Raw genomic sequence first — 24,612 nt, forward strand, 5'->3', positions numbered from 1 at the left:
GGGAGGCAGTCCGTGACCGCGACGACCGAGAGCCGCGAGGACCAGCAGGCAGGCGGCCGGCGGGCAGAGGATGAGTGGGCAGGGGATGAGTGGGCAGGGGATGAGCGGGCAGGGGATGAGCGGGCAGGGGGAGCCCAGGCATCAGGAGGCAGCATCGCCGCCCGGCTGGGCCGCCTCGTGGAGCCCCTGTTCGGCGGCGAGCTCCCGCTGCGCCTGCGCGCCTGGGACGGGTCCGAGCACGGCCCCGCGGACGCCCCGGTGATCACCGTCTCCTCCCCGGATGCGTTGCGGCGCCTGGTGTTCCAGCCGGGCGAGCTCGGCCTGTCGCAGGCCTACGTCACCGGCGAGATCGACGTCGAGGGCGACGTCCTGGACGGCTTCCGTCGCGTGTGGCGCACCGCGCGGGAGCGCAGCGTGCGGCCCCGCCCCAGCGCCGCCCAGTTGCTCCAGGCCCTGCGCGCCGCCGCAGACCTTGGCGCGATCGGCCGCCCGCCGGTGCCGCCGGCCTCCCAGGCGCGCCTGCGCGGACGGTTGCACAGCCTCGGCCGCGACCGGCAGGTCATCGCCCACCACTACGACCTGTCCAACGACTTCTACGCCCTGATCCTCGACCCGCACATGGCCTACTCGTGCGGCTACTGGACCAGCGACGACCCCGACTACACCGTCGAGGACGCCCAGCGCGACAAGCTCGACCTCGTCTGCCGCAAGCTCGGCCTGCGCGAGGGCATGCGGATGCTCGACATCGGCTGCGGCTGGGGCTCGCTCACCCTGTACGCCGCGGAGCACTTCGGCGTGAGCGTCACGGCGGTGACCCTGTCGGCCGAGCAGCGGGCGTTCGTCCAGGCGCGGGTCGACGAGCGCGGCCTGGGCGACCGGGTCGAGGTCCGCTACCAGGACTACCGCGACGTGCCCGAGACCGGCTTCGACGCCGTGACCTCGATCGAGATGGGCGAGCACGTCGGCAGGGACAACTACCCGCTGTTCGTCGAGCGGATCCACGCCAGGCTCAAGCCCGGCGGCCGGGTCCTCATCCAGCAGATGTCACGCAAGGGCCACCACCCCGGCGGCGGGCCGTTCATCGAGGCGTTCATCGCCCCCGACATGTGGATGCGCCCGGTCGGGGAGACCGTCGCCCTGATGGAACAGTCCGGCCTCGAGGTCCGCGACGTGCACGTCCTGCGCGAGCACTACGTGCGCACCATCCACGCCTGGTACGTCACGCTCGAGCGGCGCTGGGAGGACGTCGTCGCGATGGTCGGCGAGGAGGTCGCCCGCGTGTGGCGCCTCTACATGGTCGGCAGCGCCCTGTCCTTCGAGGAGAACCGCATGGGCGTCGACCAGGTCCTCGCCGTCAAGCCCACCACCGACGGCGTGAGCGCGATGCCGCCGGTCCGGGCCTGGTGATGCCCTTCCCGTGGGGGGCGTTCGCCGCCGCCCTGCCGTTCACCGTGCTCGCGGTGGGGGTCCTGCTCGGGATCACCCTCGTGGTGGCGCTGCGGGTCGGCAAGCACGCCGTCGTGGACGTGACGTGGGGCCTGGGCTTCGCCGCGGTGGCCGTCACGGCATACGCGCTCTCCGCGGGTGAGGGCGACGCGGGGCGTCGCCTGCTGGTCACCCTCCTCACCGTCGTGTGGGGCGTGCGGCTGGCTGTGCACATCGGCCGCCGCTCGCGGGGCCACGGGGAGGACCCCCGGTATGCCGCGATGCTCGCCGAGGCGCCGGGCAACCCCACGTGGTTCGCGGTGCGCAAGGTCTACCTGACCCAGGGCGCGGTGATGTGGTTCGTCTCGCTGCCGGTGCAGGTGGCCTGCTTCGAGCCGGCGGCGCTGGGGCCCATGGCCTGGGCCGGCGTCCTGGTGTGGGCCGTGGGGCTGTTCTTCGAGGCGGTCGGCGACTGGCAGCTGACCCGGTTCCGCGCCGACCCGGTCAGCAAGGGCCAGGTCCTCGACACCGGCCTGTGGCGCTACACCCGCCACCCCAACTACTTCGGCGACGCGTGCGTGTGGTGGGGTCTGTCCCTGGTCGCGTTCAGTGCCTGGCCGGGCATCCTCACCGTGCTCTCGCCGGTGGTGATGACGTGGCTGCTGGCGAAGGGCACCGGCAAGCCTTTGCTGGAGAAGGACATGTCCTCGCGCCGACCCGGCTACGTGGACTACGTGAGGCGCACCAGCGGGTTCCTCCCGCTGCCGCCGAGGAAGGGCACCGTGTGAACGGCACCGTCTGAACGGCGCCGTGTGAACGACGACACCGACCAGCACGTGCACCTGTATGAGAGGAAGGCCCGAGCATGAAGACCCTGACCGTGGGCGAGCAGGCCCCCGACTTCGAGCTGCCCGACCAGGACGGCACCCCCACCCGGCTGAGCACCCTGCTGCTCGACGGGCCCGTGGTGCTGTTCTTCTACCCCGCCGCCATGACCGGCGGCTGCACCCAGGAGAGCTGCCACTTCCGTGACCTCGCGGCGGAGTTCGCCGCGGCCGGCGGCCAGCGGGTCGGCATCAGCCGTGACGAGGTGTCGGCGCAGAAGAAGTTCGCCGACACCCACGGCTTCGACTACCCGCTGCTGTCCGACCCGGACGGCACGGTGGCGGCCGGGTTCGGCGTCAAGCGCAGGCTGATCTCCTACGTCAAGCGCGCGACGTTCGTCATCGACACCGACCGCACGGTCCGTGAGGTGGTCAGCAGCGAGACCAACTTCACCACGCACGCCGACACGGCGCTGGCGGCCCTGAAGGCCCTGCAGCACCGCTGACCCCACGTGCCCGGGGGAGTGCCCGGATGCCTGGGACGACGAAGGGCGCCCCACCGACCGGTGGGGCGCCCTTCGCGCGTGTCCGGGGGGTCGTCAGCCGACGACCGAGGCGCCGCCCTGCGGGGCGATGCTGAACTGCACGGTGCCGGTGTCGTCGACCGCCGCGTCGAGCACCTGCTCGCCGAGGGCCACGGCTGCGGTCTCCTCGAGGTAGATGCGCGCGCCGCCCTCCTCGACGACCTGGTCACCCGGCTGGGGCTCCTCGACGGGCGCGACGTCGAGACCCTCGCCACCGGCGACGTTGGGGCTGAAGCGCAGGCCCGCGGTGTCGGCGGAGCTGGTCTGGTCGGTGATGGCCTTGACGATGGTGCTGGCGTTCTCGGTGAGGGTGAGCACGAGCTCTCTCTCCGTTCCGTAGCGATCGGGGACCACTCCACCGTTTCGTAGATGCCGGATCGACACAAATCGGGCGGAGGGCGTGCCGGCGTGGGCTCGCTCTCAGTCACGCAGGCCCGCGACCTGCGCGAGCAGGTCGTAGGACCGCCGCCGGGCGGCCGGGTCGTGCACGTTCGTCGTGACCATCAGCTCGTCGGCGTCGGCCTCCTTGGCCCGCCGCTGCAGCGCGTCCCAGACCTGCTCGGGGGTGCCCACGGTGGCGAACCGGGAGAACGCCTGCGCCATGCCCCGCTCGGCCTCGGTCCACGGGTGCGCCGCGGCCTCCTGCGGCGAGGGCAGCGGGCCGGGCCGGCCCTGGCGCAGCCGCACCATCGACAGCGCCGCGGCCTGGCCGAGAGCCTCGGCCTCCTGCTGGGTGTCGGCCACGATGGCCGCCACCGCCAGGATCGCCCGCGGCCCGCTCGGTTCACCGTCGCGCCCCGACGGGCGGAACCCCTCGCGGTACAGCCGCACCGCCTCCGCGGGGTCGGCCTCACCGAAGTGGCCCGCATAGGCGAAGCCGGTGCCGTACGCCGCCGCGGCCTGCGCCCCATACAGGCTGGAGCCCAGGATCCACACCGGCGGGAGCGCCACGTCCGTGGGCTGGGCGACGATCGGCGCGAACGGGTGCCCCTCGGGGAAGCCGTCGACGTAGCCGAGGAGCTCGCCGAACTGCTGCGGGAAGTCGTTGGCGGCCAGCGCCTCGCGGCTGCGCCGCAGCGCGTACGCCGTGAGCTGGTCGGTGCCCGGCGCCCGGCCGACGCCGAGGTCGATGCGCCCGGGGTGCAGGCCCTCGAGCACGCGGAACGTCTCGGCGACCTTGAGCGGGGCGTGGTTGGGCAGCATGATCCCGCCGGCCCCGACACGGATCCGCGAGGTGGCTGCCGCGACCGTCGCGATCATCACCTCCGGCGCGCTGCTGGTCACGCTGGCGATGTTGTGGTGCTCGGCGACCCAGAACCGCTCGTAGCCGGCGGCCTCGGTGCTGCGGGCCAGCGCCACGGTCTCGTGCAGCGCCTGCGACGGCGCACGGCCGGAGGCGACGGGGGACAGGTCCAGGACGGAGAGCGGGAGGGTCACGCCCAAGGCCAACCGCTCCCCGCCGCGCGATGTTCCCGCGGGTAGGTTGCCCGGGTGCGTGACCTGACCCTCCTGCCCAAGGCTCACCTGCACGTGCACCTCGAGAGCACCGTGCGCTGGCAGACGCTGCGCGAGGTCGGCGACGCGAACGGGGTGGCGGTGCCCGGGCACCTCGCCGGCAGCGGCACGGGGTCGGGCCCGACCTTCACCGGCTTCCGCGACTTCGCCGACCAGAACGCCCTGATCCGCGCCTGCCTGCGCCGGCCGGAGGACTTCACCCGCATCGCCCGGGAGTTCTGCGAGGACGCGGCGGCCGACGGCACGACCTACGCGGAGGTGACCTTCACGGCGGCAGCGCACGGGGAGCGGCTCGGCGACCCGGACATGCCCCTGGAGGCCGTGCTGGAGGGGCTGCGGGAGGGAGGGGCGGCCCACGGTGTCACCACCGGGGTGCTGCTGGACCACTCCCGGCGCCGGCCGCTCGAGCGGGCCCGGCGCACCCTGGACCTGGCTCTGCGTCACCGCGACCGCGGCGTGCTCGGCTGGGGTGTCGCGGGTGAGGAGACCTACCCCCTGGCGCCCTTCGCGCGGGTCGTCGACGAGGCGGCGGAGGCGGGGCTGCACCTCGTCCACCACGCCGGCGAGGCGGCCGGCCCGGACAGCGTCCGCGAGGCGGTCACCCTGGGGCGGGCCGAGCGGCTCGGGCACGGCATCCGCGCGCTGGAGGACCCCGAGCTGACCGCCGAGCTGCGGGACCGCGGGATCCCGCTGGAGGTGTGCCCGTCCTCCAACGTGGCGCTCGGCTTCGTGCCCTCCCTGGCCGACCACCCGCTCCCGCGGCTGGTCCGGGCCGGGTTGCGGGTCACGCTCAACACCGACGTCCCCTCGGTGCTCGGGGTCACCCTCAGCGAGGAGTATGCGCGGGTGCGTGCGTCCCTGGCGTACGACGACGAGGCGCTCGCGGACCTCGCGCGCGCCGGGGTGGAGGCGTCGTTCGCGCCGGCGGCAGTCAGGGCACACATGAACGACGGGATCGACGCCTGGCTGGCGTCGATCCCGTCGTGGACGGACGTGGGCGAGGTGCCCGGTCGGTCCGGCAGCTAGTTGCGCCCGATAGTGGGCGTGGCCACCACGTCGAGGTAGCTCTCGACGTCCGTGACGCTGGAGAAGCGGCGGTCGTAGGGGAGCTGGTTGAGCTGCCACAGCACCACGCTCGGCACCCTCCGGCGCAGGGCCAGGACCATGAGGTCCTCGGCAGTCACGGGGTAGCGGACGCCCGCGAGGATCTGCGAGAGGACCTCGCGCTCCTGCGTGCTCGACGTGCCCTGCTGGGTCTGCAGCATCTCATCTCACCTTCGCCGTGCGATCCGGTTGCCCCGGTCGTACCCGCATTCGCGACATCCCAACCCTTTCCGGCGTGCCGGTGGCGTGGCTGATCACTCTGCGTGGTATTGGGGCGGTGCGCCTACCCTCCCAACGGAGGACACGATGCCGTAGTGCCGAAGGTCCCGACCATCGGCCGAACGGGTGAGGGAAGTCGGGCGAATCAGGACAAGGTGAGCACGCTGACGGCGGTCAGCGCCCCCTGGCGGGCGGGGTCGGGACCGGCCTGCTCGAACAGCACCCGGGCGCTGCGACCGTCCATGCTCAGCGTCGCGATCTGGTCGCCGAAGAACGGTCCGCACAGCCGGGACCACTCCAGCGGCACCGGCGGGACGTGCGAGACCCGCTTGAGCAGGAAGCGCACAACGCGCTCGGTGACGCGGTACCACGTGATGCGGAAGACCACCTTCATGAACCACGGCACGTAGTTGTGCAGTGGCGAGCAGGTCAGCTGGTAGACGGCGGTGTCCATGTCGGAGGGGTAGTGGGCGCGCGCCGCGTAGGCGTGGTGGACGTCCCCGGACAGGACGCAGACGGTGGCGGGCCCCCGACCCGCGGGGCTGTGCTCCCCGCGGCCGACCCGGGCGAACAGCTCGGTCAGCCAGTCGAAGGAGGCGCGGAACGCGGCCCAGTGCTCGAGGTCGGCACCCCGGCGGGCCTTCTCGCCCCACCGGGCCAGGCGCCGGCCCTCGACGCCGCTGGCCAGCCGCTCGTCCCAGGATTCCACGTCGTGCAGCGCCCGCGGCAGCAGCCACGGCAGCGAGGTGCCGATGAGCAGGTGGTCGTAGTCGCCCTCGACCTGCTCCTCGATCCAGGCCATCTCGCCCTCGGAGAGCATCGAGCGGGCCTCACCGTCCAGCATGCGCCCGCAGCGGGAGTCGACGACGAGCAGGCGCACCTGCCCCAGGTCCCGCCGGAACGACCACTGCGCCCCCTTGTGCCCGTCGGCCTCCTTGTCGGCTGCCGTCGCGAACTCGCGCAGCAGCGGCTCGGCGTCGCCGTCGAGGTCCCGGACCCGCTGGTAGAGCTCGTTCTCCTTCAGGGCGGCGGGGGAGAGGTTGCCCAGGTGCTGGTAGACCCAGTAGGACGACAGGCCTCCGACGATGCGCTCCTGCCACCACGAGGTCTGCTGCATCTCCCGGCGCCACGAGCCGGAGGTGTTCCAGTCGTCGCGCACGTCGTGGTCGTCGAAGATCATCGAGCTCGGCAGGGTCGAGAGCAGCCAGCGGACCTGCGGGTCCGACCACGACTCGTGGTAGAGCCACGTGTACTCCTCGAAGTCGCGCACCTCGAGCCCGGGCTCCTGCGAGACGTCGCGGCGCTGCCGGATCCGGCGCTGCGTCTCCTCGGTCGTCTCGTCGGCGTAGACCTGGTCGCCGACGAGCAGCAGCGCGTCCGGCCAGCCGGTCTCGGGGGTGCGCATCATCCGCCGCGCGAACGCGTCGAGCGCGTCGGCGTCGAAGTGGTTGTCGTCCTCGACGGCGGCGGGCGTGGCGTAGCGGCACGAGCCGAACGCCAGGCTGACGGCACCGCCCCGGGTCAGGGTGCGGATGCGGGAGGGCGGGTATGCCGTGTCGGCCGGTGGCCAGACCACCTCACCGTCGAGGGCGACCTGGTAGTCGGTGGTCGTGCCGGGCGTGAGGCCGTCCACGGTCACGAGGGCGTAGTGGTGCCCGGCCACCGTCCAGGTGCGCTCGCGGTGGCCGAGGACCTCCACGGTGCAGGGACCGTCGGTCTCGACCCAGATCGTCGCGTCCCCCTCGCCGACGTGTCGCAGCAACGGTCCCAGCAGCAGTCGGCTCATGGCGACAGGTGTATCACCCCGCGGCTCCCGGCCGCGGGCGGATGTGTGACGGGCGGAAGGGGTGGTGCGCGCGGTGGTGGCGGGCGGTGGTGGCAGGCGGGAGCGGGGCGAGGGCCGCCGCTGTCCGGGGTGCTGGGCGGAGGTCGCGCCCGCCATACACCCGAAGGTCTTGTCTGTCACCGGCCATCGGGTGTCGGCGCGGGCAGGAGGCCGGCTGCGCGCGACGCGGGATCCGCCGCCCGCCGCCGGCGCCGACCGTGGCAGGGAGGCGACCTGCCCCCAGGGTCGCCACCGGAGCGAGGCGCCATGCACCGTCCCCGACCATCGCGCCGCACGGTGCGGATCGTCGCCGCCACCGGCGTGCTCGCGCTCGCGGCCGGCGGCGTCGCCCTGGCTGCCGGCGACGGTCCGTCGACCCCGCGGTCCAGGCAGGTCGAGCTCGCCGTCGGCCCCTCTCCCCTGCTGTCGCCCACGATGTCCCTCACGGCGACGCCCGCCGTGACGCCCACGGCGCACCCCTCGGCGACCGGCCCGTCGCCGACGCCGGTGACGAGCTCGCCGCGCGCCACGCCCCGCCGGACCACGGCCGCCGTCCCGACGCGACGGCCGGCCACCGTGCGACCGACGACCACCCGGGCGACGACCGGTGCCACGACGGCCCCGCGTGCCGTGGCACCGGTCGGGGTGCCGTCCGCGTTGGGGGCCGCGGTCGGCCGGATCCCGGGCTACCGCTCCGGGGTGGTCAGCCAGTGGGTGTGGAGTGACCGGTACGGCCACTACGGCGCGACGAACCTCTTCACCCGCGAGGTGACCATCTCCCCGCGGGTCCCGGCCGGGATCCTCTACCCGGTGGTCGTGCACGAGTACAGCCACGCCCTGGTGATCTGGCTCTACGGCAGCTCGGCGCGGGCCGACGCCGCCCTGGTGCCGGTCTTCGGCGGCTCCGCCGCCACCGCGCGCGAGCGGGCCGCCGACTGCATGGCCATCGTGCAGGGGGCCTGGTGGACCAACTACACGAGCTGCTCGAGCCCGGCGTGGCGGCAGGCGGCGCGGACCCTGGTCGCGGGCCGGCTCCTCTGAGCCGCGGGCGCCCCAGCGGGCGGGCGGTCAGCACGGGTTGCCCAGCACGGTTGCCCGGCGCGGTTGCCCGGCGCGGTTGCCCGGCGCGGTTGCCCAGCGCCGTCCAGCACGCTCCTCAGCAGCCGGGGCGCGTCACCATCGGGGTCGGGGTGTGCGTCGGCGGCACGGCGGCCTCGGCGCGCGGGACGAAGACGGTGAACAGGTTGCCCAGGGCGAGGTCCACGGTGGCGCCGACCCGGTTGTCGCGCACGAGCGTCGCGCCGGCGACCTGGCGCGCGAGCAGACGGGCCGCAGGCTCGCCGTCCTCGCCGTAGCGGATCTCGGCGACGTCGAGCACGACCTTGCTCGGGTCGTTCCCGACCTTGCCGATGTGGAAGCCGCGGGCCCCGACCTCCGAGGCCGCGGACTTGGCCAGGCCGGTGCGGAAGGTCGTGTTGAAGACGTTGACGGTCACCTTGTCGGGGGCGGGCAGCGGAGCCGGGGGTGCCTTGGTCAGCCCGCGGAAGTCCGGGCCGAGGGCCAGGTCGACGCTGGTGTCCCCGCGCGGGTCGTGGACCATCCGGGTGTCGGGGATCATCGCCGCCACCATCAGCGCGGCGTCGTAGCCCTTGTCACCGAAGCGGACCTCGGCCGGCGCCCGCACCGGCGCCTGCGAGGGGTCGTTGGCGACGGTGCCGATCCGGTAGCCGCGCCGGGCCAGGGCCTTGGAGGTCGTGCGGGCCAGACCGACCTTGTCGCTGTTGTTGTAGACGTTGAGCCGGAAGCTGGCGGGCCGGGGGGCGGGGACCTTCACCGGGTGGCAGTTCGCCCCGGCGGCCTCGGCCGTGGGGCGCACCCAGCCGGTGTAGTAGGTGGCGGCGTAGAGGAAGGCGACCATCATCATGGTCAGCACCAGCGTCAGCACGATGGTGTGCCGGCGCTTGAGCCGGCGCGTGCGCATCGCGCGCGGGGAGTCCTCGAGGTCGGCCACCGTCACCCTCCCGCCGTCATGCCCGCGCCACCACCGCAATCCTCTCGTGCGCCAGAACCTCACATAGGGACTTATGGCAACGATCGTGTTGCAGTTGGGGTGGATTCGCCCCAAGTGCGGGCGGACGCAGTCGGGGCGGCGGGTCACCCCGCTGTGGATGGTGGTCGGCGCGCCGGGGGGCTTCACTGAGGCCATGCAGTGGGCCGTGGCCGTCCTCGTCGTCCTGGCGGTGGCGTTCGACGTCTCCAACGGGTTCCACGACTCCTCCAACGTGACGGCGGCCCTGGTGGGGACAGGCGCCGCGACCCCGCTGGCCGCCGTGACCCTGTCCGCGGTGTTCAACCTGCTCGGCCCGGTGGTCGCGGGGACGGCGGTGGCCGACACCGTGGGCGGCATCGTCAAGGTCGAGCCCTCTGGCACCCTCGGCGTCCTGGTGGCCGCCGTGACCGCGGCGCTGACGTGGAACCTGCTCACCTGGTGGTGGGGGCTGCCCTCGTCCTCCTCGCACGCCCTCGTCGGCGGCCTCGTCGGGGCGGCGGCCGTCGGTGGAGGCGTGCAGGCCGTGAACTGGGGCGGCTTGAGCGGCCTCCACCCGTCCGGCGTGCTCGGGGTGCTCGCGGGACTGGCGCTCTCCCCGGTCGTCGGGGTCGTCGGCGGTCTGGCGGCCGAGCTGGCCGGGCGCCGGGCGCTGCGCCGGGCCAGCCGCGCGGTCGAGCGACCCGTTCGCCGGGCGGAGTGGCCGATGGCGGCGGCCCTGGCCTTCGCCCACGGCACCAACGACGCGCAGAAGACCATGGGCGTGATCACCCTGGCACTGCTGGTCTCCGGAGGGGTGTCGACGTTCGCTGTCCCGCTGTGGGTCAAGGCCCTCTGCGCGGGGGCGCTCACCTTCGGCTCGGCCCTCGGTGGGTGGCGGATCGCCCGCACCGTCGGCCGGGGGATCTACCGCATCCGGCCGCTGGACGGCCTCGCCAGCCAGGGTTCGAGCGCCTTCGTGATCGGGGCGGCGGCCGCGGTGGGGGCCCCGGTGAGCACCACCCACGTCGTCGCGTCCTCCGTCGTCGGGGTGGGCACCGCCCGGCGGTGGAGGCACGTGCGCTGGCCCGTGGTCCGCGAGATCCTGCTCGCGTGGGTCGTGACCCTGCCCGTCTCGGCGGTCCTGGGCGCGGTGGGCGGCCTGGTCGTCAAGGGGGTCACGTGAAGCACTGGTTCCTGCCGCAGACCCCCGACGTGCTGGGCACGCTCGGGGAGCAGGCGCGCGTCACCATCGGCGGCATGGAGGCCCTGGTCTCCTGGGCGGGCGGAGCCGACGCCGCCGGCGAGGTGCGCGAGGCCGAGCACGCGGCCGACGCCATCCGACGCCAGCTCTCGCGCCAGCTCCGGGCCGCGTTCAGCACGCCGATCGACCAGGAGGACGTGTTCACCCTCTCGGAGCGCCTGGACGTCGTGCTCAACACCGCCAAGAACGTTGTGCGGGAGGCCGAGGCGCTCGAGCTGGAGCCCGACGAGGCACTGGCCGACATGGCCGGCATCGCGCTCGACGGGGTCCGCGAGCTGGCGGCCGGGCTGGCCCTCCTCATGGCCGACCCCGACCAGGCGACGGCGCACGCGGACGCGGCCGTGGCGGCCGACCGGCGGATGGAGAAGCGCTACCGCGCGGCGATGCGGGACTCCCTCTCGGTGGAGGACCTGCGCCTCGCCGTGAACCGGCGCGAGCTCTACCGGCGGATGCTGGAGCTGGCCGAGGCGGAGGCCCGCGTCGCCGACCGGGTCTGGTACGCCGTCGTCAAGGAGGCGTGAGGTCAAGGAGGCGTGAGCAGCGTTCGGGGCCGTTGCTCCCGGCGCCTCAGGCCAGGGACATGAACAGCTTCTCCATGCGCTGGGTGTCCAGGCTCTCGGCGCCGCCCGGCTCGGCGAGGCACTGCTTGAGGCCGGTGGAGATGATCGCGAAGCCTGCGCGATCCAGCGCCCGGTTGACCGCCGCGAGCTGGGTCACGACGTCGGCGCAGTCGCGGCCCTCCTCGATCATCCGGGTCACCGCGGCCAGCTGACCCTGGGCTCGCTTGAGGCGGTTGAGCACCGGGCCCATCTCGGTGGGTTCGAGCTGCATGTCCATCTCTCCTTCAGGCCGCCGGGTCGTCCCGGTGGCCATGGTGCTGTCAACGGGTCAGGGTCGCCAGTGCGGCCGTGAGCCGCTGCGTGGCCTCGTTCGCGACGGAGACGAGGGCCGGGTTGCCGGTGAGGCCGACCATGACCTGCGGGTCGAGGGCCTCCACCGCCGTGGTGTCCTGGTCGAGCGCCCGCACCACGACGTTGCACGGCAGCAGCAGCCCGACGGACGGCTCGGCCTGCAGGGCGGCGTGGGCCAGTGGCGGGCGGCAGGCGCCCAGGATCACCTGGGCCGGGACCTCGACGTCCAGCTTGGCGCGCAGCGTCGCCTGGAGGTCGATCTCGGTGAGGACGCCGAAACCCTGCTCTGCCAGGGCCTCACGGGTTGCGGCGAGGGTCTCGGCGAAAGGCCGGCCCACCGTGGCCGTGATGGCGTAGCTCATGTGTTCCTCCGGGTGCGCGGCGTGTGGCTCGCGGCGTGTGTGTTGCGGCGTGTGTCGCGGCGTGGGGGTAGTGGCGTGGTTGCGCCCGGGGCGGGAGGGGACGCAACCGCCCCGGGCGCTGGAGGAAACATACCTCCGGGGGTATCAAGGCCAGAAGGGTGACTGCGTATTCCGTGCCGCACGTCCCCGGGTGGCCACCGGCCGCTGCATACCCTGTGGGGTATGTCACGAGCCGTGCGGGCGGTCGGCAGGAATGGCGGGCAGGGGGCTACCGTTGCTGGCATCAGATACCCCAGGGGGTATGCGACAGCGCTGGACGATCGGAGAGCCTCATGCGCGAGATCACCCTGCCGGAGTTCACCACTGCCCATGCCGGTGGCGCCCGCGTCATCGACGTGCGCGAGCCCGGGGAGTACGTCGCCGGGCACGTGCCCGGGGCGGAGCTGCTGCCCATGGGGCAGGTGGCCTCCCGCGTCAGTGAGCTCCCGCGCGACGTCCCCCTCTATGTCATCTGCGCCAGCGGCAACCGCAGCCTGGCCATGACGGCGTTCCTCCTGCGGGCCGGCTTCGACGCCTGGTCCGTGGCCGGCGGCACGGCGGCCTGGGCCAAGGCGGGCCATCCGGTCGTACGCGGTCCCCGTCCCCACGCCGCGTGACCCGCTGCACCAGCCGCTTCCCTGACACACTGAGCCCGGAAAGGACCTCTTGATGTCCACCACCATCGTCCCGATCGACACCCCCAGCCTGGGTGACCGCAGCTACCTGGTGCACGACGGGCGGGTCGCCTTCGTCGTGGACCCGCAGCGGGACATCGACCGCGTGCTCGACCTGGCGCGTGAAGCGGGGGTGAGGATCACGCACGTCCTCGAGACGCACCTGCACAACGACTACGTCACCGGGGGCCTGGCCCTGGCTCGCCACACCGGTGCGGCCTACCTCGTGAACGCCGCGGACGAGGTCGCCTACGAGCGCCTGCCCATCCGCGACGGCGACGTGGTGGAGGTCAGCCCGACGCTGCGGCTGCGGGTCATCGCAACCCCGGGTCACACCTTCACCCACCTGTCCTACGCCCTGGAGGGTGAGCGTCCCGCGGTGTTCTCCGGCGGCTCGCTGCTGTTCGGCTCCACCGGGCGCCCCGACCTGCTCGGGCCCGAGCACACCGACGACCTCGCGCGGCACCAGCACGCCTCGGCGCACCGCCTCGCCGCCGAGCTGCCCGAGCAGGCCCAGGTGCTGCCCACCCACGGTTTCGGCAGCTTCTGCTCCGCCACCCAGTCCGAGGCCACTGCCTCGACGATCGGCCAGGAGAAGCGGGTGAACCCCGCGCTGACGCAGGACGAGGAACGCTACGTCAGCGAGATCGTCGCCGGGCTCGACGCCTACCCGGCCTACTACGTCCACATGGGACCGGCCAACGCTGCCGGCCCCGAGGCCGCCGACCTGACCCCGCCCTCGATGGCCGATGCCGCGGAGCTGCGCCGTCGCCTCGAGGCGGGGGAGTGGCTGGTGGACCTGCGCGAGCGCACCGCGTTCGCCGCCGGGCACGTCCCGGGCACGCTCAACTTCGGCCTCGACGGCCAGCTCGCGACCTACCTCGGGTGGCTGATCCCGTGGGGGACGCCGGTGACCCTGTTGGGTGAGACCGCTGAGCAGGTCGCCGAGGCGCAGCGTGAGCTGGTCCGGATCGGCATCGACCGGCCCGCCGCTGCCGCGACGGGCGGCCCGCGCCAGTGGACCGACGGCGAGCTCGCCCGCTTCGAGACGGCGACGTTCGCGGACCTGGCCCAGGTGCGCCACCACCGCCCCGTCGTCGTCCTGGACGTCCGGCGCACCCCGGAGTGGGTCGACGGCCACATCGACGGCGCGGTGAGCATCCCGATCCACGAGGTGCTCCGCCGAGTCGAGGAGGTGCCGCCGGGCGAGGTGTGGGTGCACTGTGCCGGTGGCTACCGCGCCTCCGTCGCGGCCTCGATCCTCGCCGCCGCCGGCCGCCACGTGGTGGCGGTGGACGACAGCTTCGAGGAGTCCGCCGCACAGGCGGGGCTGCCGCTGGTCGTGGAGGCCGCCGGGGTCCACGCGTGACGCTGCTGGCCGTCGCGGTCCCCGTCGGGCTGCTGATCGGGCTCAGCCTGGGCGCGCTCGGCGGTGGGGGGTCGATCCTCACCGTCCCGGCGCTGGTCTACCTGCTTGGCCAGGACGCCCGCGCAGCCACCACGGGCTCCCTGCTCGTCGTGGGCGTGACCGCCCTCGCCGGGGTGCTCGCGCACCACCGGCACGGGCGGGTCCGCCTCGGGCAGGGCCTGGCCTTCGGGGTGCTCGGCATCGCCGGGTCGTGGGCCGGGTCGCGGCTCTCCGCCAGCGTCCCGAGCGCGGTCCTGCTGGCGGCGTTCTCCGTCCTCATGCTGGTGGTCGCGGCAGTGATGGTCGTGCGCCGACGGCGCAGCCGCAGCGGGCTGCACGCCGGTGAGGAGGACGCCTCCGACGGCCTGCCGGTCCTCACGTTCTCCCCGCGCTTCGCCTGCGACTGCCCGCGCGCCGTCAAGGTCGTGGTGACCGCCACCCTGGTAGGCCTGCTCACCGGCTTCTTCGGGGTCGGCGGGGGCTTCGCCGTGGTCCCGGCGCTGGTGCTCGCGCTGGGGTTCACCATGCCGGTCGCCGTGGGCACCTCGCTCCTGGTGATCGTGGTCAACAGCGCCACGGCGCTCGCGGCCCGGCTCGGTCACGGCATCCACCTCGACTGGCCGCTGCTCGCGGCGTTCACCGCTGCGGCCATCCTCGGCAGCCTGCTCGGCGGCCGGGTCGCCACGCGGGTCAGCCCCCAGCGCCTGGCCACCGCGTTCACCGTCCTGCTCGTGCTGGTCGCGCTCTACACCGCCGCACGCAGCGTCCCCCAGCTGGTCTGAGCACGGCCGCCGGAGCCTGACGGCTCGCTGCCCGGCCGTGCCCTTCCGGGCGCGCGGCACCCAGGCCGCGCGCCCGTCATACGAAAGGAACTCCCCTCATGACCCTTGCCCCTGCGCCGACCCGCCCCGCCCGGCTCGACGTCGTCGACCTGCGCGCCTGGCTGGAGGAGGACAGCACCCCGCGGGTGCTGGACGTCCGGACCCCGGCGGAGTTCGCCGCCGTGCACATCCCGGGGTCGGCCAACGTGCCGCTGGACCTGCTGCGCGAGCACCGCGACGAGCTCGCGCTCCGCCTCGACCAGCCCGCGGTGCTCGTCTGCCGCTCCGGCGCCCGGGCCGGGCAGGCCGAGGCGCTGCTGGCGGGGACCGGGCTGCCGCTGCACGTCCTCGACGGCGGGGTGAACGCCTGGGTCGACGCCGGCGCCCCGGTGAACCGCGGCGCGGAGCACTGGGACCTTGAGCGGCAGGTGCGGCTGGTCGCCGGCTCCCTCGTGGTCGCCGGCGTGGTGGGCAGCGTCCTGCTCCCGCCGCTGAAGTGGGTCGCCGCGGCGATCGGCACGGGCCTGTCGGTCGCAGCGCTGACGGACAGCTGCGCGATGGGCATGCTGTTGTCGAAGCTGCCGTACAACCGCGGTGGCGCCTCCAGCGACCTCGCAGGCGTCCTCGAGGAGCTCGACGGCAGCCGCGCATGACCGGGAGGGCCGTCGTGGGCGAGCGGGTCGAGCTGGGGCTGCGGGCCAACCTGGCGCAGTTCAGCCTGCTCGTCGGGGTCAACGCCCTCGTCGGCGGGATGCTCGGCCAGGAGCGCACGGTGCTGCCGCTCCTGGCCGGGCAGGTCTTCCACCTCACGGCCTACAGCGCCGGGCTCACCTTCATCCTGGCCTTCGGGGCCACCAAGGCGGCGACGAACTTCGTGGCCGGGCAGCTCGCCGACCGCTACGGGCGCAAGCCGGTCCTCGTCGCCGGGTGGCTCCTTGCCCTGCCGGTGCCACCCCTGCTGATGCTGGCTCCCTCCTGGGGCTGGATCGTCCTCGCCAACGTGCTGCTGGGCATCCACCAGGGTCTGGCCTGGTCGACCACGGTGGTCATGAAGATCGACCTCGCGGGGTCCACCCGGCGCGGGCTGGCGATGGGGCTCAACGAGGCCGCCGGCTACGGCGCGGTCGCGCTGACCGCCCTGGCGACCGGGTTCATCGCGGCGCGCGCGGGGCTGCGGCCGGAGCCGTTCTTCCTCGGGGTCGCCTTCGCCGGGCTCGGCCTGGGCGTGTCCACCCTCCTCGTCCACGAGACGCGCGGCCATGCGCGCCTCGAGGCGTCGCTGAGCACGGACGGTGAGCACGCGGGCGGGCAGCACCTGTCGACCGGTCAGGTCGCGGCCCTCACCAGCTTCCGCGACCGCAGCCTCTCGGCGGCCAGTCAGGCCGGGATGGTGAACAACCTCAACGACGGCCTGGCGTGGGGGCTGTTCCCCGTGCTGTTCGCGGCCCACGGTGTCGGGGTCGCCCGGATCGGGGTCCTCGCCGCCATCTACCCGGCGGTGTGGGGCGTGGGCCAGCTCGTGACCGGGGCTTGGTCGGACCGGGTCGGGCGCAAGCCGCTGATCGTCGCCGGGATGCTGCTGCAGGCGGTGGCACTGGGGCTGGTCGCCGTCCTCACCTCCTTCGCCGGGTGGGCGCTGGCCCTGGCCCTGCTCGGTGCCGGGACCGCACTGGTCTACCCGACCCTGCTCGCCGCCGTCGGGGACGCCGCCCACCCTGCGTGGCGCGCCCGCGCCGTGGGGGTCTACCGGCTCTGGCGCGACGGCGGTTTCGCGGTGGGGGCCCTCCTCGCCGGCGTCGTCGCCGACGCGTGGGGCATCCCGGCCGCCGTCTGGGTCGTGGCGGCGTTGACCGGCGCGTCCGGCCTGGTGGTCTGGGGCCGCATGCGCGAGACCCTTCACGCGCTGGCATGATGCCGCCGGGATGACGAAGGGGGCGCCCCGGTCGGGACGCCCCCTTCGTCATGCAGGACCCGCGTCAGGTAGGCCGCGGTCAGGCCGGTCCGCGGTCAGGCCGGTCATCGTCGGGCCGGTCCCTCGTGACGACGGTCCGGTGCAGGCCGGGCACGGTCAGGGCCGGACGACGTCCACGTCGGCGGCGCGCACGTAGCCGACCCGGTGGCCGAACGAGATCAGGTAGTAGCGGTCCTGACCCACGATGTCGACGTGGTCGCCGGGGGTGTCGGCGGAGAACGTCTTGGCCTTGTAGTAGTCGGTCGGGACGGTCGCGTCCGCGAGCACGTAGCGCTGGCCGGCCGGGATGGAGTACTGCAGCGGCACCACGGCCTGTGGTGTCTCGCCGGCCGGGTAGGCCGCGGCCTCCGGGTAGGCGCGCCCGTAGACGGGCACCGAGGACCGGCCCGGCTTCGGGGTCACCAGGACCCCGCCGACGGCCTTGGTCGTGCGTCGGCCCGCCGGGTCGAGGAACCACGCCTTCTGGCCGAGGTACCAGATCGCGGTCCACTCACCCGAGCGGGCGGCGAGGGCGTAGTCGACCCCCGCCGTGGCCCGTGCGCCGATGTCGGACACGGCGGTGGTGTCGGGGCTGCCGTCGGGCCGCAGCCCGATGTCGTTGACCAGCGGCGAGGTGGCGTCGGGGGCGGTGTGCAGTGAGACGAAGTTCGTCCCCTGCTCCGGGCAGGGCTGGCCGGCCTTGTCACACCCGGTCACGGGCTGGGTGTTGTGGGCGAAGCCGGGCAGGATCCGGACCACGTCGTCGCTGGGCGCCCCGTGGCTGGCCGTCAGGGGCGCGCCCATCAGCTCGAAGTAGTGCTCCCAGTCCCAGTAGGGGCCCGGGTCCCAGTGCATCCCCCTGACCGTGGACGGGACGGTGCCGGGCACCTGGTCGTGGCCGATGATGTGCTCCCGGTCGCGCGGGATGCCGTACTCGTCGGTCAGGTGCCGCACCAGCTTCGCCGAGCTTCGGTAGAGCGGCTCGGAGTACCACGTGGCACCCTGCGCGGCGAAGCCCTCGTGCTCGATGCCGATGGAGTGGGCGTTGACGTACCAGTTGCCCGCGTGCCAGCCGACGTCCCGCGGGTCGAGGTGCTGGACGACCTGACCGTCGGAGGAGCGGATGCTGTAGTTCCACGCCAGGTAGGTCGGGTCCTGCACCAGCTTGAGCGTGCTGGCCCAGGAGGCCTCGGTGTCGTGGATGACGATCGTCGTCAGCCGCGGCGAGGCCGGGCGGTGGGCGATGTCGTGGTTGCCGTAGTCGCCTGCGTGCGGGCCGTACTGCGCGTACGGCGCCTCGAGCCACTGGCAGTCCAGGCTGCTCGGGCAGTCCAGGCGGGGGTCCTGCCGGGGGTCGGTCAGGTGCAGGCGGGCGACGTCGGAGCGGCGGGGGCTGCTCGGCGTGGCAGCCAGGCTGACCTGCTGGCCGTCCGCGGTGGTGCGGGACGCGCCCGCGGCCAGCACGGCATACGCGTCGTCGGCGAAGGTGACCGCCGCGGACCGCTCGCCCGACCCGCTCGCGTCCGCGACGGCGGCGTACCAGGCGCCGGGGTCGCTGGCCGTGCCCGTGGGCAGGCCGAGCTCGCGCTGCCGCTGCGCGAGCAGCGCCGCACCACCGCGGATGTTGGTGGAGGGGTCCTCCCGCAGCTGCCCGGCCGGCACGCCCAGCAGGGCCGCCGCGTGGCCGAGGGTGTCCGTGGCCGGGCTCGCGTCGCCGGTCGGTATGCCGTCCCGGCCGTCGCGCGCGAAGGTCGCGTCGACGAGGTGCATGGGGCCGTAGCCGCCGTCGGTGCTGTGCTGGCCGGCGTGGCCCTCCCAGCGGGTCCACGAGTAGGAGACGGCCTCCAGGACCGACTGCGGGACGCCGAACTCCGTTGCCGCAGCGGCGAAGGCGTGCTCGCGGCTGGTCGGGCCGCTGTCCGTGGCGCTGTCCGTGGCGCTGTCGACAGGGGTCGCGGTGGCTGCGGGCGCGGGGCTGGCTGTGGCCGCGGTGCCGGTGGCCAGGGCCAGGCTGGCGGCGAGGACGGAGACGACGCCCAGGGTCGCGCCGCGCCCGGACCCTCTCCGTGCGGGGTGGTTCATGAGGGAGCCTTCCGGGAGGGTCGACCTGACGCACCGGAGTCAACCATTGGCGTCCTCACTGCGCTCGCCGGGACTTTGTGCCGGCGAGCCGCGGGCACGGATGGAGGTGGCGCAGAGGGTGCCCGAAGAACGCCCGTCGAGGACCAGCCCCCCGAGCGGCCCGGCGTGTTACGGTTGACGCGGTTGCAGTTGCAGTTCCTCGAAGGACGGGCCCGCCGATCAGGCGGGCCTTTTTTCACAAGGATCAAAGTCTTCGGTCTTGGTCGTGGGCGTTGCAGCAGCCGGGACCCGCCACACGGGCGGGTTCCACCGGCTAGAAGGAAAGAGTTACCCCCATGGCACAAGGCACTGTGAAGTGGTTCAACGCGGAGAAGGGCTTCGGCTTCATCGCCCAGGACGGTGGCGGCCCGGACGTGTTCGTCCACTACTCCGCCATTGACACCAACGGCTACCGCTCCCTCGACGAGGCGCAGCGCGTGGAGTTCGACGTCACGCAGGGCCCCAAGGGCCCGCAGGCCGAGAAGGTCCGCGCGATCTGATCGCTGACCGCCGATCGGCGGTCGAGCACGATGCCCCCGGCCCGATGGGCCGGGGGCATCGTCATGTCCGGGGGCCGGGCCCTCCGGTGCGTGACCTCTGGTGCGGGACCGGAGGGCCAGCCCGGGCGCGGCCGGGGGCCGTCTGTCAGGCCCGGGCGGGGGCGTCCGTCAGGCCCGGCCGGGCGCGCCCTTGCGGGTGCGGCCGGTGGGTGCGCGACGGCTGGTGCGGCTCGGAGCGGCGGCGAGGTCGCGCTCGAGCGAGGCCAGGTCGACGATGCGCCCGGCGGCCGTGCGCAGCTGGTCGCTGAGGGCCTGGTAGTCAGGACTGATCACCGACACCGGCCAGCGGGCGGCCAGCTGGGCGAAGATGTTGTCGTTGCTCACGACGACCACGTGCAGGTCGCGGTCGTGCAGGGCGGTGGCCGCGCCCAGCAGGATGTGGTCGGCCAGGTCGCTGCCGTCGTCGACCCCGTGCGTGGCGGCCTCGTAGCGGCCCAGGTGCGGGCGGGCCCGGCGCACCGCGTCGTGCTGACCGGCGAGGACCACGTGGTCGAAGCGCTCCGCCAGCGCGACGAGCGCGTCGATGCGCGCCTGCCAGCGCACCCGACCGGCCCGCAGGTTGTCGAGGTCGACCAGGAGCAGCCGGGCGCCGGGGTGGGCGGCCCACCCCGGGTCGTCGGCGAGCCACTGGGCGAGGGCGTCCTCGAGGCTCTGTCCGTCGAGACCCTGCACGTCGACGCCCAGCTCCTCGACGACCGGCTCCTCGACGACCAGGCTCGCGACGCCCTGGCCGGCGAGGTCGGCCGGCGCCGTGCCGGCCGCGCCAGGCGAGGCTGTCGCCGCGGCCGGTGCCGCGTGGGGCGGTGCCTCGTGGGCCGGAGCTTGGTGGGTCGCAGCCGTGGAGGCCTCGGGCCGACCGGAGGGACGGGTCCCGGCCCCGCGCGTCCGGCGGGCCGGCGGCGCGGCGGGCGACGCGGGATACCAGTCGTACTCGTCCCACTCGGGGGCGCGTTCGCCTAGGCCCATGCGCGGTCTCGGGTCAGGTGCATGTGCCCAGCATCCTGCATCGGCGCGTCTCCTGCCCCGCCGACCCGCCCCGGGCGCCGCCCCATGAGGTGACCATCACCCGATGGGCGGGGGACGCCGGACCTGCGTGAGGGGGATGATGGGTCGGTGAACGGCGACGGGAACGGTTGGACTCGTTGCGCCCTGGGCCATCGGCACTGGGGCGTGCACGGCGCGGCGGGACTGATGCTCCGCAGCCGCGACCCCGGCGGCGAGGTCCGGATCCTCATGCAGCACCGCGCCGCCTGGACCGCGCACGGCGACACCTGGGGCCTGCCGGGCGGGGCCCGCGACAGCCACGAGAGCGCCCGGGAAGCCGCCCTGCGGGAGGCCGCGGAGGAGACCGGGATCCCGGCAGCCATGGTGCGCCTGGTCGACGAGGTCGTCGACGACCACGGAGGCTGGTCCTACGTCACCGTGATCGCCGAGGCACCGCACCTGCTCTCCGTGCGGGCCAACGCCGAGAGCGAGGCGCTGCGCTGGGTCCGTGAGGCCGCCGTGGAGGCCCTCGAGCTGCACCCCGGGTTCGCCCGGACCTGGCCGATCCTGCGAGAGCACGGCCGGGCGGGATGAGCGGGCGGGGCGACACCCGCAGGACCGTGGGGCTGTTCCGGCGCTACGCGGTCGGACAGACACGGACCATGGTCCTCGCCGTGGTGCTGCTCACGCTCGAGGCCGTCACGACGGTTGCCCTGCCGACCCTGATCGGGGCGCTGATCGACTTCCTGAAGTCCGGCCGCCCGTGGCAGCTGTTCTCCTTCCGCCCCTCCCACGGCTCCACGATCACCGTGCTCGCCGTCGCCATCGTGGTCGTCACGGCGGTCAACAGCGTGTCCGACTCGACGGCCGAGATCTCCCTGGCCAAGGCCGGGCGCACCCTGGGCTTCAACCTGCGCGCCGCGATGTTCGGCCACCTCCAACGGCTCTCGCTCGCGTTCCACCTGCGCCGCCGCACCGGTGACGTCCTCAGCCGGATCACCAGCGACGTGCAGGCGCTGGAGGAGTTCGTCTGCGACTCGGTCAGCGACCTGCTCGGCAGCGTCCTGCTGCTGGTCGGCACGATGGGCTACCTGTTCTGGAAGTCGTGGCGCATCGCCGTGCTCGCCCTGGTCGTCGTGCCCGTGCTCGCCGTGATGTCCAACGCCTTCGCCAGCCGGATCAAGGCGGCCTCCAAGGAGCTGCGCGCCCGGGAGGGCGACCTCGCCTCCACCGCCCAGGAGATGCTCTCCTCGATCAGCGTCGTCCAGACCTACGGGCGCGGCGAGGTCGAGGAGCGCAAGTTCGCGAAGGAGAGCCGCTCGGCGATGAGCGCGGTCCTGCGCACCGCCCGGCTCGAGGCGCTGTTCAGCTTCACGGTGAGCATGCTCGAGGCGCTCGTCATCGCGCTGGTCGTCATCATCGGCAGCCGGCTCGTCGACTCCCGCGTCATCGCGCCCGGCGTCCTGGTCACCTTCATCCTGCTGATCCAGGGGATGTTCAAGCCGACCCGCCGGATCATCAAGGAGTGGAACACCGTCGGCAAGATCTACGCCAGCGTCGAGCGGATCACCGAGCTGCTCGACCGCCGGCCGGCCGTCGTCGACGCCCCCGACGCGGTGCCGGCCCCACCGCTGTATGGCGAGATCGAGTTCCGCGACGTCAGCTTCGCCTACCAGCCGATCGGGGACCAGGACGGTGACGACGCCCCGCTGCGGACCGCCCTGGACCAGGTGAGCTTCACCATCGCCCCCGGCGAGGTGGTCGCCCTCGTCGGGCACAGCGGCGCCGGCAAGAGCACCATCGCCCAGCTCCTCCCGCGGCTCTACGACCCGCACGCCGGGGCGGTGCTCATCGACGGCTACGACATCCGCGGCTTCACGATCGCCTCGCTCCGGGCGCAGATCAGCATGGTGCTGCAGGAGACCGTGCTGTTCACCGGGACCGTCTTCGACAACATCGCCTACGGCCGGGAGGGCGCGACCCGCGAGGAGGTGGAGGCGGCGGCCCGCCTCGCCAACGCCCACGACTTCGTCAGCGCCATGCCACAGGGCTACGACACACCCCTCGGGGAGCGGGCCGCGACGCTCTCGGGCGGGCAGCGCCAGCGGCTGGCGATCGCCCGCGCCTTCATCCGGGACACCCCGGTCCTCGTGCTCGACGAGCCGACGACGGGCCTGGACGCCGAGTCCACCCACCTGGTCGGCCAGGCCCTGAACGGCCTGGTGCACGGGCGCTCCACCGTCATCGTCTCCCACGACCTCAACCTCATCCGGGACGTCGACCGCATCCTGGTGATCTCGGCGGGCCGGGTGCTGGAGGAAGGCACCCCGGCGGACCTGCTCGAGCGCGGCGGCCTCTACGCCGACCTCTACCTGCGCCAGTTCGGCCAGGCCATGGGGGTGGCCGAGCCCGTGCCGGCCGACGGCGCCGGCGAGGCCGAGGAGTTCGAGACGGCCCTCACCGAGGCCATGCCCCTGCCGGCCACGGCGGAGACCTTCCGGCAGCTCACCGGCCGCGCCGTCGTCCCCTCACCGGTCACCCTCGAGGAGAGCGACCTCGACCCGCTGCGCGCGCCCGCCCTCGCCCGCGCGCTGCCCGGCCTGGCCGAGGCCCTCGACCAGGCGGCGATGGCGCCGCGGCTGCAGGCGCTGCTGCGTGAGTCGTGGACCCTGGACTGGTGCGCGCCGGGCAAGGCGGTGGTCGAGCCGCGGGCCGGGGCCACCGTGCGCTACCGCGTGGGGCTGCGGCACGTGGCGTCCGGCCACACCGTGGAGACGGTGGTGGGTGGACGGGTCTTCGCGGTGGCCGAGCTCGCCCAGCGCTGGCTGACCGGCACCGTGCCGCTGGTCGAGCAGGCCGGTGGCCGCGAGGAGCTGGCCCCCTTCATCCGGGCCGCCGACGTGGTGCCCGAGCTGGCCATGGTGCTCCACGCCTTCCCGGTCGACCCCGACCTGCCCGGGCTGGTCGGGGCGACGGACACCGACCGGATCACCCGGGCCCTGGAGCCGGGGCTGGCCGCCTCCCTGGACGGGCTCGGACTGGAGTCCTGCCGCACCGGCGTCGTCCAGTACGCGCGGCGCGGCCACGCGGTGCTGCGCCACGAGCTGGTCTGGCGCCTGGCGCCGTCGGGACGCACGGTGAAGCAGGTCGTCTACGGCCGCGTCGACGCGGACGACCGTTGCCGCCTGGTGGGGCGGGTCGCGACGGCCCTGCGGGCCCAGCTCGAGGCGAGCGGCGAGGCGGCCCACCCCTTCCTGGTGCCGCGGCTGCAGGGCATCGCGCCGGACCTCGGGCTCGTCCTGCTGGAGGCGCTGCCCGGCACGCCGCTGCTGCCGGGCCTCATCCGCGCGCGACAGACCGGGGCACCGCCGCCGGGGCCGGGAGAGCTGACCGTGGAGTCCGCGACGCGGACCAGCGCCCGGATCGCCGCCACGCTGCACGGGAGCGGGCTGCGGCTGGGGCCGACCCGGACCCTCGCCGGCGACGTCGAGGCCCTGCGGGCCGACCTGGACGCCGTGGCGCCGCTGGCCCCGGCGCTCGCGGCGCGGTTGCAGACCCACCTGGCCGCCGCGCTGGCCGCCGACGACGGCGCGGGACCGACCGGCTTCTGCCACGGGGACCTCACCGCCTCGCGGGTCATCTTCGACGGTCCGATGAGCAGCATCGTGGACCTGGGCCACGCCTGCACCGGGGAGCCGGCCCTGGACGTGGGGCAGTTCATCGGCCACCTCGCCGTGACGACGCGCAAGGCGCGCGCCGCGGGCCGGCGGCCCGAGGAGCCCGGTGAGGAGCCGGAGCGCCACTTCCTCGAGGCCTACCTGGCGGCCGACCCCGCAGGGGCGGACGCGCTGCTGAGCCGCGTCGCGGCATACCGGCAGGTGGCCCTGGCGCGGCTCGCGCTGGGGAGCTGGTGCCAGCTCAAGCCGGACCGGCTGGCCCATGCGCTGGAGGTCCTCGACACGCCCCTGCCCTCCGGTCTGCGGGTGCGCGCCTGA

Annotated in this window: 24 protein-coding genes; 15 read left to right on the forward strand and 9 right to left on the reverse strand. The window is 74.0% G+C overall.

The window, feature by feature from the left end; genetic code table 11:
* Positions 1-12: 12 nt before the first annotated feature.
* From AC3ANM_RS00790 to AC3ANM_RS00800, 3 genes are all read left to right on the forward strand, one after another.
* Positions 13-1,407 carry a class I SAM-dependent methyltransferase gene (locus tag AC3ANM_RS00790; RefSeq protein ID WP_488286238.1) on the forward strand — a complete coding sequence of 465 codons (1,395 nt, stop codon included), beginning with the start codon at positions 13-15 and terminating at the stop codon, positions 1,405-1,407.
* A complete protein-coding gene (locus tag AC3ANM_RS00795) occupies positions 1,407-2,213 on the forward strand; it encodes a DUF1295 domain-containing protein (RefSeq protein ID WP_488286239.1) in 807 nt (268 codons plus the stop codon). Before AC3ANM_RS00790 ends, AC3ANM_RS00795 begins: the two co-directional genes overlap by 1 nt.
* A 77-nt stretch (positions 2,214-2,290) precedes the next feature.
* A complete protein-coding gene (locus tag AC3ANM_RS00800) occupies positions 2,291-2,755 on the forward strand; it encodes a peroxiredoxin (protein WP_488286240.1) in 465 nt (154 codons plus the stop codon).
* Positions 2,756-2,848: 93 nt separating this feature from the next.
* On the opposite strand, the gene AC3ANM_RS00805 is transcribed toward AC3ANM_RS00800, so the two are convergent.
* Both AC3ANM_RS00805 and AC3ANM_RS00810 read right to left on the reverse strand, forming a co-directional pair.
* The gene (locus tag AC3ANM_RS00805; protein WP_488286241.1) at positions 2,849-3,151 is read right to left on the reverse strand and encodes a Fe-S cluster assembly protein HesB; all 303 of its coding nucleotides are present in this window, start codon (positions 3,149-3,151) and stop codon (positions 2,849-2,851) included.
* Between the two features lie 102 nt (positions 3,152-3,253).
* Entirely contained in the window at positions 3,254-4,270 is a 1,017-nt protein-coding gene (locus tag AC3ANM_RS00810) for an LLM class flavin-dependent oxidoreductase (RefSeq protein WP_488286242.1), read from the reverse strand.
* A 54-nt stretch (positions 4,271-4,324) separates the two neighbouring features.
* Between AC3ANM_RS00810 and add the strand changes: the two genes are divergently transcribed.
* Positions 4,325-5,374, forward strand: coding sequence for an adenosine deaminase (gene add, locus AC3ANM_RS00815; RefSeq protein ID WP_488286243.1), 1,050 nt, complete (start codon positions 4,325-4,327; stop codon positions 5,372-5,374).
* Here add and AC3ANM_RS00820 read toward each other — a convergent pair.
* Positions 5,371-5,613 carry a DUF2795 domain-containing protein gene (locus tag AC3ANM_RS00820; protein ID WP_488286244.1) on the reverse strand — a complete coding sequence of 81 codons (243 nt, stop codon included), beginning with the start codon at positions 5,611-5,613 and terminating at the stop codon, positions 5,371-5,373. The two genes, add and AC3ANM_RS00820, sit on opposite strands and share 4 nt — an antisense overlap.
* Before the next feature lie 203 nt (positions 5,614-5,816).
* Positions 5,817-7,457 carry an alkaline phosphatase D family protein gene (locus tag AC3ANM_RS00825; RefSeq protein ID WP_488286245.1) on the reverse strand — a complete coding sequence of 547 codons (1,641 nt, stop codon included), beginning with the start codon at positions 7,455-7,457 and terminating at the stop codon, positions 5,817-5,819.
* A 306-nt stretch (positions 7,458-7,763) separates the two neighbouring features.
* On the opposite strand from AC3ANM_RS00825, the gene AC3ANM_RS00830 reads away from it, so the two are divergent.
* On the forward strand, positions 7,764-8,537 hold the full coding sequence (locus AC3ANM_RS00830; protein WP_488286246.1) for a hypothetical protein: 774 nt from the start codon (positions 7,764-7,766) through the stop codon (positions 8,535-8,537).
* Positions 8,538-8,652: 115 nt separating this feature from the next.
* On the opposite strand, the gene AC3ANM_RS00835 is transcribed toward AC3ANM_RS00830, so the two are convergent.
* Entirely contained in the window at positions 8,653-9,507 is an 855-nt protein-coding gene (locus tag AC3ANM_RS00835) for a LytR C-terminal domain-containing protein (protein ID WP_488286247.1), read from the reverse strand.
* A 193-nt stretch (positions 9,508-9,700) separates the two neighbouring features.
* Here AC3ANM_RS00835 and AC3ANM_RS00840 point away from each other — a divergent pair, with 193 nt between their 5' ends.
* Together AC3ANM_RS00840 and AC3ANM_RS00845 are read left to right on the forward strand one after the other, a co-directional pair.
* Positions 9,701-10,708: an inorganic phosphate transporter gene (locus AC3ANM_RS00840; protein ID WP_488286248.1), complete on the forward strand. Its 1,008-nt coding sequence runs from the start codon at positions 9,701-9,703 to the stop codon at positions 10,706-10,708.
* Positions 10,705-11,307: a DUF47 domain-containing protein gene (locus AC3ANM_RS00845; RefSeq protein WP_488286249.1), complete on the forward strand. Its 603-nt coding sequence runs from the start codon at positions 10,705-10,707 to the stop codon at positions 11,305-11,307. The genes AC3ANM_RS00840 and AC3ANM_RS00845 overlap by 4 nt, the downstream gene beginning before the upstream one ends.
* A 46-nt stretch (positions 11,308-11,353) precedes the next feature.
* On the opposite strand, the gene AC3ANM_RS00850 is transcribed toward AC3ANM_RS00845, so the two are convergent.
* Positions 11,354-11,617 (reverse strand): metal-sensitive transcriptional regulator, encoded by a 264-nt coding sequence (locus AC3ANM_RS00850; protein ID WP_488286250.1) that lies wholly within the window; start codon positions 11,615-11,617, stop codon positions 11,354-11,356.
* A gap of 49 nt (positions 11,618-11,666) precedes the next feature.
* Positions 11,667-12,059: a DUF302 domain-containing protein gene (locus tag AC3ANM_RS00855; RefSeq protein ID WP_488286251.1), complete on the reverse strand. Its 393-nt coding sequence runs from the start codon at positions 12,057-12,059 to the stop codon at positions 11,667-11,669.
* 332 nt (positions 12,060-12,391) lie between these two features.
* Here AC3ANM_RS00855 and AC3ANM_RS00860 point away from each other — a divergent pair, with 332 nt between their 5' ends.
* The 5 genes from AC3ANM_RS00860 to AC3ANM_RS00880 all read left to right on the forward strand — a co-directional run bounded on the left by AC3ANM_RS00860 (position 12,392) and on the right by AC3ANM_RS00880 (position 16,913).
* Positions 12,392-12,715, forward strand: a complete 324-nt coding sequence (locus tag AC3ANM_RS00860) for a rhodanese-like domain-containing protein (protein WP_488286252.1) — start codon at positions 12,392-12,394, stop codon at positions 12,713-12,715.
* 52 nt (positions 12,716-12,767) lie between these two features.
* Complete coding sequence (locus tag AC3ANM_RS00865; protein ID WP_488286253.1) at positions 12,768-14,141, forward strand: MBL fold metallo-hydrolase; 1,374 nt, start codon at positions 12,768-12,770, stop codon at positions 14,139-14,141.
* The gene (locus AC3ANM_RS00870; protein ID WP_488286254.1) at positions 14,138-14,962 is read left to right on the forward strand and encodes a sulfite exporter TauE/SafE family protein; all 825 of its coding nucleotides are present in this window, start codon (positions 14,138-14,140) and stop codon (positions 14,960-14,962) included. Before AC3ANM_RS00865 ends, AC3ANM_RS00870 begins: the two co-directional genes overlap by 4 nt.
* Before the next feature lie 98 nt (positions 14,963-15,060).
* Positions 15,061-15,654: a rhodanese-like domain-containing protein gene (locus tag AC3ANM_RS00875; RefSeq protein WP_488286255.1), complete on the forward strand. Its 594-nt coding sequence runs from the start codon at positions 15,061-15,063 to the stop codon at positions 15,652-15,654.
* Entirely contained in the window at positions 15,651-16,913 is a 1,263-nt protein-coding gene (locus AC3ANM_RS00880) for an MFS transporter (RefSeq protein WP_488286256.1), read from the forward strand. The genes AC3ANM_RS00875 and AC3ANM_RS00880 overlap by 4 nt, the downstream gene beginning before the upstream one ends.
* 156 nt (positions 16,914-17,069) lie before the next feature.
* Here AC3ANM_RS00880 and AC3ANM_RS00885 read toward each other — a convergent pair whose 3' ends face one another.
* Positions 17,070-19,034: an N-acetylmuramoyl-L-alanine amidase gene (locus tag AC3ANM_RS00885; RefSeq protein WP_488286257.1), complete on the reverse strand. Its 1,965-nt coding sequence runs from the start codon at positions 19,032-19,034 to the stop codon at positions 17,070-17,072.
* Between the two features lie 335 nt (positions 19,035-19,369).
* On the opposite strand from AC3ANM_RS00885, the gene AC3ANM_RS00890 reads away from it, so the two are divergent.
* Positions 19,370-19,573, forward strand: a complete 204-nt coding sequence (locus AC3ANM_RS00890) for a cold-shock protein (RefSeq protein WP_488286258.1) — start codon at positions 19,370-19,372, stop codon at positions 19,571-19,573.
* 168 nt (positions 19,574-19,741) lie between these two features.
* Here the strand turns inward: AC3ANM_RS00890 and AC3ANM_RS00895 are convergent, their stop codons facing one another.
* Positions 19,742-20,599 (reverse strand): hypothetical protein, encoded by an 858-nt coding sequence (locus AC3ANM_RS00895; RefSeq protein ID WP_488286259.1) that lies wholly within the window; start codon positions 20,597-20,599, stop codon positions 19,742-19,744.
* Positions 20,600-20,824: 225 nt separating this feature from the next.
* Here AC3ANM_RS00895 and AC3ANM_RS00900 point away from each other — a divergent pair, with 225 nt between their 5' ends.
* Together AC3ANM_RS00900 and AC3ANM_RS00905 are read left to right on the forward strand one after the other, a co-directional pair.
* Positions 20,825-21,211, forward strand: coding sequence for an NUDIX domain-containing protein (locus tag AC3ANM_RS00900; RefSeq protein WP_488286260.1), 387 nt, complete (start codon positions 20,825-20,827; stop codon positions 21,209-21,211).
* 68 nt (positions 21,212-21,279) lie between these two features.
* A complete protein-coding gene (locus AC3ANM_RS00905; protein WP_488286261.1) occupies positions 21,280-24,612 on the forward strand; it encodes an ABC transporter transmembrane domain-containing protein in 3,333 nt (1,110 codons plus the stop codon).

Source organism: Oryzihumus sp. JJN4-3R (genome assembly GCF_057747915.1).

Excerpts from the sequence above, each read along its gene's own strand:
- AC3ANM_RS00795 (WP_488286239.1), top strand. The coding sequence starts at position 1,407 with ATGCCCTTCCCGTGGGGGGCGTTCGCCGCCGCCCTGCCGTTCACCGTG.
- AC3ANM_RS00825 (WP_488286245.1), bottom strand. The coding sequence starts at position 7,457 with ATGAGCCGACTGCTGCTGGGACCGTTGCTGCGACACGTCGGCGAGGGG.
- AC3ANM_RS00900 (WP_488286260.1), top strand. The coding sequence starts at position 20,825 with ATGCTCCGCAGCCGCGACCCCGGCGGCGAGGTCCGGATCCTCATGCAG.
- AC3ANM_RS00850 (WP_488286250.1), bottom strand. The coding sequence starts at position 11,617 with ATGCAGCTCGAACCCACCGAGATGGGCCCGGTGCTCAACCGCCTCAAG.
- AC3ANM_RS00860 (WP_488286252.1), top strand. The coding sequence starts at position 12,392 with ATGCGCGAGATCACCCTGCCGGAGTTCACCACTGCCCATGCCGGTGGC.
- AC3ANM_RS00885 (WP_488286257.1), bottom strand. The coding sequence starts at position 19,034 with ATGAACCACCCCGCACGGAGAGGGTCCGGGCGCGGCGCGACCCTGGGC.
- AC3ANM_RS00890 (WP_488286258.1), top strand. The coding sequence starts at position 19,370 with ATGGCACAAGGCACTGTGAAGTGGTTCAACGCGGAGAAGGGCTTCGGC.
- AC3ANM_RS00905 (WP_488286261.1), top strand. The coding sequence starts at position 21,280 with ATGGTCCTCGCCGTGGTGCTGCTCACGCTCGAGGCCGTCACGACGGTT.
- AC3ANM_RS00800 (WP_488286240.1), top strand. The coding sequence starts at position 2,291 with ATGAAGACCCTGACCGTGGGCGAGCAGGCCCCCGACTTCGAGCTGCCC.
- AC3ANM_RS00880 (WP_488286256.1), top strand. The coding sequence starts at position 15,651 with ATGACCGGGAGGGCCGTCGTGGGCGAGCGGGTCGAGCTGGGGCTGCGG.
- AC3ANM_RS00840 (WP_488286248.1), top strand. The coding sequence starts at position 9,701 with ATGCAGTGGGCCGTGGCCGTCCTCGTCGTCCTGGCGGTGGCGTTCGAC.
- AC3ANM_RS00895 (WP_488286259.1), bottom strand. The coding sequence starts at position 20,599 with ATGGGCCTAGGCGAACGCGCCCCCGAGTGGGACGAGTACGACTGGTAT.
- AC3ANM_RS00820 (WP_488286244.1), bottom strand. The coding sequence starts at position 5,613 with ATGCTGCAGACCCAGCAGGGCACGTCGAGCACGCAGGAGCGCGAGGTC.
- AC3ANM_RS00855 (WP_488286251.1), bottom strand. The coding sequence starts at position 12,059 with ATGAGCTACGCCATCACGGCCACGGTGGGCCGGCCTTTCGCCGAGACC.
- AC3ANM_RS00875 (WP_488286255.1), top strand. The coding sequence starts at position 15,061 with ATGACCCTTGCCCCTGCGCCGACCCGCCCCGCCCGGCTCGACGTCGTC.
- AC3ANM_RS00830 (WP_488286246.1), top strand. The coding sequence starts at position 7,764 with ATGCACCGTCCCCGACCATCGCGCCGCACGGTGCGGATCGTCGCCGCC.
- AC3ANM_RS00865 (WP_488286253.1), top strand. The coding sequence starts at position 12,768 with ATGTCCACCACCATCGTCCCGATCGACACCCCCAGCCTGGGTGACCGC.